Genomic DNA, 8,029 nt, shown 5'->3' on the forward strand with positions numbered 1-8,029 from the left:
AAAGGAGAACAGGTATGGGTGATGCATATCTTCGGTTGCAGGAGCAGTACCGGAAAATCCTCAATCAGTATTTAGAAAATAAAAATGAACAAGGTCTTTATCATGCACAGCAGTTCAGTAAAAAAGTGCTTGAAAACCAAATCTCACCAGAAGAAGTAGTTAGCCTTCACCTTTCTACTTTGGAAGAAAGCTTTCCGGATATACCTAAAGGGGCGCAGGACTCCTTTGAGTTTTTGCTTGAAGTTATGATTGGTTACGGCCTGGCCTATCAAGAGCACCAAAGTTTAAAAGATCGACAGAGAGAACTGGAATCAGAAATTGATGTTGCAGCCAACATGCAGCAAACATTTCTTCCAAGTGGCATTCCTGAGCCAGAAGATCTTGATGTAGGTGTTTTAAGTGTGCCTGCTTCAAAGATGAGTGGCGATTATTACCACTTTGTCCACGATGAAAACGACTGTTTAGGTGTGGCGATTGCAGATATTATCGGTAAAGGTGTGCCGGCGGCGTTATGTATGTCGATGATCAAATACGCGATGGACAGCCTGCCTGAACAGCGGCTTCAGCCTGCAGATCTGCTCGCCAACTTAAATCGCGTGGTAGAACAGAATGTCGCTTCGAACATGTTTATTACAATGATGTATGGCTCTTACGATGTTCGTGCACATACGTTTCAATATGCTGGAGCTGGTCATGAGCCGGGCTTTTATTATTCTGCTGAAGCAGATGAGTTTGAGGAGCTTTCAGCAAAAGGGATTGTCCTTGGGATTAAAAGGCACGCTGAATTTCGGGAGTATCAGCGTGTCGTTGCACCGGGGGATTTTATTGTTCTGCTTTCCGATGGTGTTACAGAGTGTCGTACAGAGCAAGGATTTATTGAGCGTGAGGAAATTACGCGTCTAATCCGAAACCATATGCATTTATCAGCGCAGGAAATGGTGAATCATGTCTTTCATGAACTTGAAAAATTACAAGGGTTTCAGCTTCGTGACGATTTCACTTTAATGATTTTGCGGAGAGAGGTTTAATTGTGAAGTGATTCGGGAAACTCTACAATTGATACGGCCAAAGGCCGTTTTTCTTTTAGGAGTAAGCATAATGAGGAGGCGCGCCAAATGAATATGGAAGTAGCGCATACAAGAGAAGAAGATAAAGATCTTTTGAAAGTAGCAGGAGAGATTGATGCATATACAGCCCCAGAGTTACGAGAGGCTCTCGTACCGCTGACAGAAAAAGAAGGGAATCTTGTTGTCGTAGATCTTGAAAATGTCGATTATATTGACAGCACAGGTTTGGGAATATTTATCGGAGCTTTAAAGTCTGCCCATAACTATAATGGAGATTTAAAAATTATCGGCTTAAACGAGCGCGTGCATCGTTTGTTCTCGATTACTGGTCTTGATGAAGTAATCGACATCGGTGAAGAAAGGGAGGAAGCAAAATAATGACCCAGGCAACGGATTACATCGAAGTGAAACTGCCTGCAAAAGCCGATTATGTTAGTATTGCCCGCCTTACGGTTTCCGGCATTGCCAACCGAATGGGCTGGGGGTATGACGATATTGAAGACATGAAAGTAGCTGTAGCTGAAGCTTGCACAAATGTTGTGGATCACGCCTATGAGCAGGGAGGCAGCATGGTGTTAGGGTGTCATGTGCGCAGCGATGCCATTGAGGTAAGCGTTACTGACGAAGGTCAGCACTTTGATATGGAGCGTCTAGCTGAAGAGAAAGGCCCGGTCAGCGGGACAAAGCCCGTTGCAGAGTTGAAAGAAGGGGGGCTTGGACTCTTCCTGATCGATACCTTGATGGATGAAGTTGAGATTCGCGGCGAGACCGGCGTGGCTATTGTTATGCGGAAGTTTTTCCAAAGAGATGGGGTGGAAGAAAATGTCGATGCAGCAGGACCCATCAACAAACAAGAGCAGTAATAAAGGAAGCAGTGAAGAAGTATACAGGTGGATCGAAGAATTTCAACACGATCAAAATGAGGAAATACAAACTCGCCTTGTTGAACATTTTGAACCGCTTGTACACTCGCTATCGCGTAAGTTTGCCCGTGGTCAGGATCATGACGATGATTTATATCAAGTTGGGATGATCGGCTTGCTTGCAGCCCTTCGCCGCTATGACCCTTCCTATAATCGTTCGTTTGAGTCGTTTGCTGTGCCTACAATTGTCGGTGAGATTAAACGTTTTATCCGCGACAAAACGTGGAGTGTCCATGTTCCACGCCGAATTAAAGAATTAGGGCCGCGCATTAAGCGGGCGGTTGAAGAACTTACAACAGAGCTGCAGCGTTCGCCGCAAGTGCCGGAGATTGCTGAACATCTCGAAGTCACTGAAGAAGAAGTTTTAGAGACGATGGAGATGGGTAAAAGTTATCAAGCATTATCTGTTGATCGGTCGATTGAGGCAGACCAAGAAGGTAGTTCAGTAACACTGCTTGATCTTGTAGGAGCTACAGAAGAAGGGTTTGAACGGACAGATCAGCAGCTGCTGTTAGAAAAAGCTTTTGGTGTACTCACCGACCGTGAAAAAGAAATCCTGCAATACACGTACTTTGAACATTTAAGTCAAAAAGAGGCAGGAGAGCGCTTAGGCATCTCTCAGATGCATGTTTCTCGCCTACAGCGGAGAGCACTGCAAAAACTGCGCGAGTCAATTCGTGTGGAACTATCGGAGTGTTTATGATGACAATTGAACACAAAGTGCATACGAATGTAAATATTGCCGCTTACCAGAAAGAGAAGCATGGAAATGATAAATGCGGCGATGCTTACGTTACAATTGAAACGGAAGATTACTTTTTGTGTGCTGTTGCAGATGGTTTAGGAAGCGGCAGCGGTGCGCACCGCTCAGCAAAACTTGTTACAGAAGAAGTGAAAAAACATCACGATCGACCAATTGATGAAGTTCTTGAGCAGTGCAACCGTTCGTTGTTTCGTGAACGTGGGGCGGTTGTTACAGTGCTCAAGATCGCTTATCAATCAAACCGTGTTTATTACGGGAATATTGGTAACGTAAAGTGTCTTTTGTATATCGACGGCAAGCAGACATTTCAACCCCGCTCGGTATCTGGATACTTAGCTGGCCGCCGATACGATTACCATTTAGAAACGTACAGCTTCAACCAAAGTGTATCTTTTCTATTGTTTTCCGATGGCACAGCGCTCTCGCGCGAAGATCAGCATATGGTTAAAGCGTATCGTAAGCCGGAGCGAATTGTTGCCCAGCTTGCGGAAAAAGCAAAATCGACAGATGATGATGTGACAATTGTATCAGGTTCGGTATCTTGAGGGGTTTCTTTCGTGATGAAGGAACTCTTTTTTTGTTTTGCGTGATATAGTATAGAAAGAAATATGTTGCATTGAGGTGAGCTGGTCTTATGGAAGAGCATTCAGAAGTATTGATTCAACAAGCAGCTAAAGAAGCAGCGATTGAAATGACGTCAGCACAAAAAATTATTGATTTACTCGATGAAGGTAACACGGTTCCGTTTATTGCACGCTACCGTAAGGAAATGACAAACTCCGCAGACGAGGTGCAGATTCAAGCTGTGCTTAATGCCTGGAACTATGCAAAGCAGTTGCAGACAAGAAAGGTTGAAGTTCTTCGGTTGATCGAAGAGCAGGGAAAGTTAACAGAGGAATTGCAAACTTCTATTGAACAGGCGGATAAGCTGCAGGCAGTAGAAGACTTGTACCGTCCATATAAAAAGAAGCGGGCAACACGAGCGACAAAAGCAAAAGATAAAGGGCTCGAACCACTTGCGAAGTGGGTTTGGGACATGCCTGATGAGGGGAACTTTTCCTCTGAAGCCAAAAAGTATTTCAACGAGGAACACGACTTGCAAAACGAAGAGCAGGTGGCTGCAGGTGTTAATGATATTCTGGCTGAATGGATCGCGGACGACCCTGAAGTTCGTAAGGCACTGCGTGAACGTACATATCAGGATGGGGTTGTCCGGACAGAAGCCAAGGACGCTGAAGCAGACGAAAAAGGAATTTATGAGGTGTACTATGAGTATCAAGAGGCAGTGAAGAAAATCCCTTCATATCGTGTGCTGGCTGTGACACGTGGAGAGAAGGAAGGTATTCTTCGTTTAGGTGTTGAGGTTGATCGAGAAAAAATGGAAAGCCTTATACAAAAACATTTATATAAAGGTCAGACACCGAAAGTGGCAGGTGATGTATTTTCAGCTGCTTTAACAGACAGCTACAAACGGCTGTTAGCTCCGGCAATTGAAAGAGACATCCGGGGTGAACTTTGGGAAAAGGCAGAGGATCATGCCATTTCTGTATTTGCTGAAAACCTGCGCCACCTCCTTTTGCAGCCACCGATGAAAGGGAAAGTGGTGCTAGGTGTTGATCCGGCCTACCGTACAGGCTGCAAGCTTTCAGTTATTGACGCAACTGGGAAAGTGCTTGAAGTTGCCACGATTTATCCAACGCCTCCGTACAAACAAATTGAGAAAAGTAAAAAGTTAGTTACTCGGTTGATTAACACGTATGGAGTTGAGGTGATTGCGGTTGGTAATGGCACCGCCTCAAGGGAGACAGAAGCTTTCATTGCTGAACTTGTAGGTGAGCTGGACAAAGATATTGCCTATTTAATTGTAAATGAAGCAGGTGCAAGTGTTTATTCAGCTTCTGAAGTCGGGCGGCGGGAATTTCCTGACTTACAGACAGAAGAGCGCAGCGCAGCCTCAATTGCTCGCCGCTTTCAAGACCCGCTTGCGGAACTTGTTAAAATTGATCCAAAGTCAATCGGTGTCGGTCAATATCAGCATGACGTAGCAGCTTCTAAGCTGAATCACTCCCTTCAGTTTGTTGTTGAGACAGCCGTAAACCAAGTTGGGGTAAATTTAAACACCGCTTCCGCAAGTCTTTTGCAGTATGTTTCAGGTTTAAGTAAGGCAGTAGCTGAAAATATTGTAGCAAAACGTGAAGAAGAGGGAGAGTTCACCTCTCGAAAGCAGCTTAAAAAAGTGCCTCGGCTTGGTAATAAAACATTTGAGCAGGCGGTTGGGTTTCTTCGTCTGCCAGAAGGTGCGGATCCGCTGGATGCAACCGCCATTCACCCGGAAAGCTACCCAGCGGCAAAGCAACTATTGCAGATGATTGAAGCAACAATGCAAGATATAGGTACAGCAGCAATTCATGAAAAGCTTGAAGATATTGATGTTACAGACGCAGCACATGAACTTGGGATTGGGCGTCCCACCCTTGAAGACATGATAGCAGATTTAAAGCGGCCGCACCGCGATGTGCGTGAGCAGTTTAGTCAGCCGTTGTTGAAAACTGGCGTCATGGAGATTTCAGATTTAAAGGTTGGGATGGAGCTTCAAGGTACGGTGAGAAACGTAGTTGATTTTGGCGCTTTTGTTGATATTGGTGTAAAAGAAGACGGCTTGGTTCATATTTCGAAACTGTCTAACCGTTTTGTGAAGAACCCAATGGATGTAGTTGCTGTTGGAGACGTTGTCACTGTATGGGTTGATACGATTGATGAAGGAAAGGGACGTATCGGCTTAACGATGGTTTAAACTAAGATCCTCACGGTTGAAACTCGTTATGACTGGCTAAGGCCATAACGAGTTTCAACATTAATATTTGTTTATTTTCTGCTAGTGCTAATACTTTCTGTACTTAAACCAAAGGCGGTTCAGCATGATTAAATCTGCACGCTTTTTGTTGCAGAAACCATCACGGATCTGTTTTTGCAGCCAGCTTGGCATCATGAAAGGCACCCCTTTTTAAGGAATACGTGTTTTGAAGTCATTCTATGCAGATGGAGCGGTTACTGGTACGATAGAAAAGGAAAGACCTCGAAAGAAGTGGTTTATATGGATGAAAGTAAGTTACAGCAGTTAACGGAGCAATTATCAAATGAAAAATTCGGAAGACCCTTTAAACATAGTGTGCGGTTTAATAACCGGCTGCGGACGACCGGAGGCCGTTATATGCTCCAAGATCATACAATTGAAGTAAACCCTAAGCATTTGATGCTATTTGGTGAGCAGGAAATTATAGATATACTTAAGCATGAGTTATGTCACTATCATCTACATTTAGAAGGACGTGGCTACCGTCATAAGGATCCTGAATTTAAAGCGCTGCTTGCTCAAGTTGGTGGGGCGCGTTTTTGTCAGAGGATCCCCGAAGCTAAGCAAACTTCACAAGCACGTCATGTCTATGTATGTACTTTATGTTATGAAGTGTATGTGAGAAAAAAGCGCATGAATCTTCAAAAGTACAGATGCGGGGTGTGCCGGGGTTTGTTAAAGCAAAAGGAAGTAAGCTATGAAAAAAAGTGATATTTTTTTCGTTGTTTGTTGACACCCTGATAAGGGGTGTGATAAATTATAAAAGTCGCCGAAAGAGAGCGGCAAACAAAGCTAGCAAAAACACGTCGACAAAAAACATTAAAAAAAGTTATTGACGGCGGGTGAGAGATAAGTTACAATATAACTTGTCTTCGGCGCAAGAAGATGCCGACAGCATACATAAACAACATTCCACAGTAGCTCAGTGGTAGAGCCCTCGGCTGTTAACCGAGTTGTCGCAGGTTCGAATCCTGCCTGTGGAGCCATTGGAGAAGTACCCAAGTGGCTGAAGGGGCTCCCCTGCTAAGGGAGTAGGTCGTTTACGCGGCGCGAGGGTTCGAATCCCTCCTTCTCCGCCATTGAATATATGGCCCGTTGGTCAAGTGGTTAAGACACCGCCCTTTCACGGCGGTAACAGGGGTTCGAATCCCCTACGGGTCACCATTGGAGGGTTAGCTCAGCTGGGAGAGCACCTGCCTTACAAGCAGGGGGTCGGCGGTTCGATCCCGTCACCCTCCACCATTCAATTTAATTATGGGCCTGTGGTGTAGCGGTTAACATGCCTGCCTGTCACGCAGGAGATCGCGGGTTCGATTCCCGTCAGGCCCGCCATTTTAATATTTAAATAAAACTTTGGGCTATAGCCAAGCGGTAAGGCAATGGGTTTTGGTCTCATGATGCGCTGGTTCGAATCCAGCTAGCCCAGCCATAACATGCGGGTGTGGCGGAATTGGCAGACGCGCTAGACTTAGGATCTAGTGTCCTTGTGACGTGGGGGTTCAAGTCCCTCCACCCGCACCATATTTTTTGAAGAAAGCGGTCGTGGCGGAATCGGCAGACGCGCTAGGTTGAGGGCCTAGTGGGAGTTTATCCCGTGGAGGTTCAAGTCCTCTCGACCGCACCATTTTTGCGCCTGTAGCTCAATTGGATAGAGCGTCTGACTACGGATCAGAAGGTTAGGGGTTCAAGTCCTCTCAGGCGCGCCATAATATTTGCCTTAATTGAATAATCGTTAGTGAACGGGAAGTAGCTCAGCTTGGCAGAGCACTTGGTTTGGGACCAAGGGGTCGCTGGTTCGAATCCAGTCTTCCCGACCATTGCGCGGGTGTAGTTTAGTGGTAAAACCTTGGCCTTCCAAGCCAATGACGGGGGTTCGATTCCCCTCACCCGCTCCATTAACTTTTGTATTCACAACAGAAGTACACATCCAACTCACAAAATAGTGGGGCCTGTAGCTCAGTTGGTCAGAGCGCACGCCTGATAAGCGTGAGGTCGGTGGTTCAAGTCCACTCAGGCCCACCATTAATGATTCCTCTCCTTATATTTTTTCCTAATGCACCAATGGCATCACCATTGCAATGTATGTAGTAATTAGATATTGGAAAATGGATTTGTTGGAAAAAAATGATGATTTGCCCTTTGAAAACTGAATGAAAGCAAGTGCGCCCGTCAATTTTATTGACGTTAAACGAAACACATCAAATCCCTTCGATTTGATCGATGCTGAGCATCACTTTATCGGAGAGTTTGATCCTGGCTCAGGACGAACGCTGGCGGTGTGCCTAATACATGCAAGTCGAGCGCGTGAAACCAGTTGATTCCCTTCGGGGATGACGCTGGTGGATCGAGCGGCGGACGGGTGAGTAACACGTGGGCAACCTGCCCTGCAGATCGGGATAACCCCGGGAAACCGGGGCTAATA

At 45.6% G+C, this 8,029-nt stretch carries 8 protein-coding genes, 12 tRNA genes and 1 rRNA gene; 20 read left to right on the top strand and 1 reads right to left on the bottom strand.

Going from position 1 to position 8,029, the window contains the following annotated elements; translation table 11 throughout:
• Window positions 1-14 precede the first annotated feature (14 nt).
• The 6 genes from B0H94_RS13190 to B0H94_RS13215 all read left to right on the top strand — a co-directional run bounded on the left by B0H94_RS13190 (window position 15) and on the right by B0H94_RS13215 (window position 5,547).
• Window positions 15-1,028 (top strand): PP2C family protein-serine/threonine phosphatase, encoded by a 1,014-nt coding sequence (locus B0H94_RS13190; RefSeq protein ID WP_106589740.1) that lies wholly within the window; start codon window positions 15-17, stop codon window positions 1,026-1,028.
• Between the two features lie 87 nt (window positions 1,029-1,115).
• Complete coding sequence (locus tag B0H94_RS13195; protein WP_106589741.1) at window positions 1,116-1,445, top strand: STAS domain-containing protein; 330 nt, start codon at window positions 1,116-1,118, stop codon at window positions 1,443-1,445.
• The gene (gene rsbW, locus B0H94_RS13200; RefSeq protein WP_106589742.1) at window positions 1,445-1,930 is read left to right on the top strand and encodes an anti-sigma B factor RsbW; all 486 of its coding nucleotides are present in this window, start codon (window positions 1,445-1,447) and stop codon (window positions 1,928-1,930) included. The genes B0H94_RS13195 and rsbW overlap by 1 nt, the downstream gene beginning before the upstream one ends.
• The gene (sigB, locus tag B0H94_RS13205) at window positions 1,896-2,693 is read left to right on the top strand and encodes an RNA polymerase sigma factor SigB (RefSeq protein ID WP_106589756.1); all 798 of its coding nucleotides are present in this window, start codon (window positions 1,896-1,898) and stop codon (window positions 2,691-2,693) included. Before rsbW ends, sigB begins: the two co-directional genes overlap by 35 nt.
• Entirely contained in the window at window positions 2,693-3,298 is a 606-nt protein-coding gene (locus tag B0H94_RS13210) for a SpoIIE family protein phosphatase (protein WP_181315411.1), read from the top strand. The genes sigB and B0H94_RS13210 overlap by 1 nt, the downstream gene beginning before the upstream one ends.
• An 89-nt stretch (window positions 3,299-3,387) precedes the next feature.
• Complete coding sequence (locus B0H94_RS13215; protein WP_106589744.1) at window positions 3,388-5,547, top strand: Tex family protein; 2,160 nt, start codon at window positions 3,388-3,390, stop codon at window positions 5,545-5,547.
• A gap of 87 nt (window positions 5,548-5,634) precedes the next feature.
• Here B0H94_RS13215 and cmpA read toward each other — a convergent pair whose 3' ends face one another.
• Entirely contained in the window at window positions 5,635-5,742 is a 108-nt protein-coding gene (gene cmpA / locus B0H94_RS15440) for a cortex morphogenetic protein CmpA (protein ID WP_345789050.1), read from the bottom strand.
• 105 nt (window positions 5,743-5,847) lie between these two features.
• Between cmpA and B0H94_RS13225 the strand changes: the two genes are divergently transcribed.
• The 14 genes from B0H94_RS13225 to B0H94_RS13290 all read left to right on the top strand — a co-directional run.
• Entirely contained in the window at window positions 5,848-6,318 is a 471-nt protein-coding gene (locus tag B0H94_RS13225) for a SprT family protein (RefSeq protein WP_106589745.1), read from the top strand.
• Between the two features lie 200 nt (window positions 6,319-6,518).
• A tRNA-Asn gene (locus tag B0H94_RS13230) sits at window positions 6,519-6,593 on the top strand.
• Window positions 6,594-6,595: 2 nt separating this feature from the next.
• Window positions 6,596-6,686 (top strand) — tRNA-Ser (locus B0H94_RS13235).
• 10 nt (window positions 6,687-6,696) lie between these two features.
• A tRNA-Glu gene (locus B0H94_RS13240) sits at window positions 6,697-6,771 on the top strand.
• Window positions 6,772-6,773: 2 nt separating this feature from the next.
• Window positions 6,774-6,849 (top strand) — tRNA-Val (locus B0H94_RS13245).
• Window positions 6,850-6,863: 14 nt separating this feature from the next.
• A tRNA-Asp gene (locus tag B0H94_RS13250) sits at window positions 6,864-6,939 on the top strand.
• Window positions 6,940-6,961: 22 nt separating this feature from the next.
• Window positions 6,962-7,036 (top strand) — tRNA-Gln (locus B0H94_RS13255).
• 6 nt (window positions 7,037-7,042) lie between these two features.
• Window positions 7,043-7,128 (top strand) — tRNA-Leu (locus B0H94_RS13260).
• A gap of 15 nt (window positions 7,129-7,143) precedes the next feature.
• A tRNA-Leu gene (locus B0H94_RS13265) sits at window positions 7,144-7,231 on the top strand.
• A 5-nt stretch (window positions 7,232-7,236) separates the two neighbouring features.
• Window positions 7,237-7,313 (top strand) — tRNA-Arg (locus B0H94_RS13270).
• Between the two features lie 34 nt (window positions 7,314-7,347).
• Window positions 7,348-7,424 (top strand) — tRNA-Pro (locus B0H94_RS13275).
• A 4-nt stretch (window positions 7,425-7,428) separates the two neighbouring features.
• Window positions 7,429-7,502: transfer RNA gene (locus tag B0H94_RS13280), tRNA-Gly, on the top strand.
• Window positions 7,503-7,552: 50 nt separating this feature from the next.
• Window positions 7,553-7,629 (top strand) — tRNA-Ile (locus B0H94_RS13285).
• A 213-nt stretch (window positions 7,630-7,842) separates the two neighbouring features.
• Window positions 7,843-8,029: ribosomal RNA gene (locus B0H94_RS13290) — 16S ribosomal RNA — on the top strand; the annotation flags it as partial.

Source organism: Salsuginibacillus halophilus, from assembly GCF_003014715.1.
Taxonomy (GTDB): domain Bacteria; phylum Bacillota; class Bacilli; order Bacillales; family Marinococcaceae; genus Salsuginibacillus; species Salsuginibacillus halophilus.

Bases quoted from the DNA above. Each gene is read 5' to 3' on its own strand.
- B0H94_RS13225 (WP_106589745.1), top strand. From the start codon at position 5,848: ATGGATGAAAGTAAGTTACAGCAGTTAACGGAGCAATTATCAAATGAA.
- rsbW (WP_106589742.1), top strand. From the start codon at position 1,445: ATGACCCAGGCAACGGATTACATCGAAGTGAAACTGCCTGCAAAAGCC.
- sigB (WP_106589756.1), top strand. From the start codon at position 1,896: ATGCAGCAGGACCCATCAACAAACAAGAGCAGTAATAAAGGAAGCAGT.
- B0H94_RS13215 (WP_106589744.1), top strand. From the start codon at position 3,388: ATGGAAGAGCATTCAGAAGTATTGATTCAACAAGCAGCTAAAGAAGCA.
- B0H94_RS13190 (WP_106589740.1), top strand. From the start codon at position 15: ATGGGTGATGCATATCTTCGGTTGCAGGAGCAGTACCGGAAAATCCTC.
- B0H94_RS13210 (WP_181315411.1), top strand. From the start codon at position 2,693: ATGACAATTGAACACAAAGTGCATACGAATGTAAATATTGCCGCTTAC.
- cmpA (WP_345789050.1), bottom strand. From the start codon at position 5,742: ATGATGCCAAGCTGGCTGCAAAAACAGATCCGTGATGGTTTCTGCAAC.
- B0H94_RS13195 (WP_106589741.1), top strand. From the start codon at position 1,116: ATGAATATGGAAGTAGCGCATACAAGAGAAGAAGATAAAGATCTTTTG.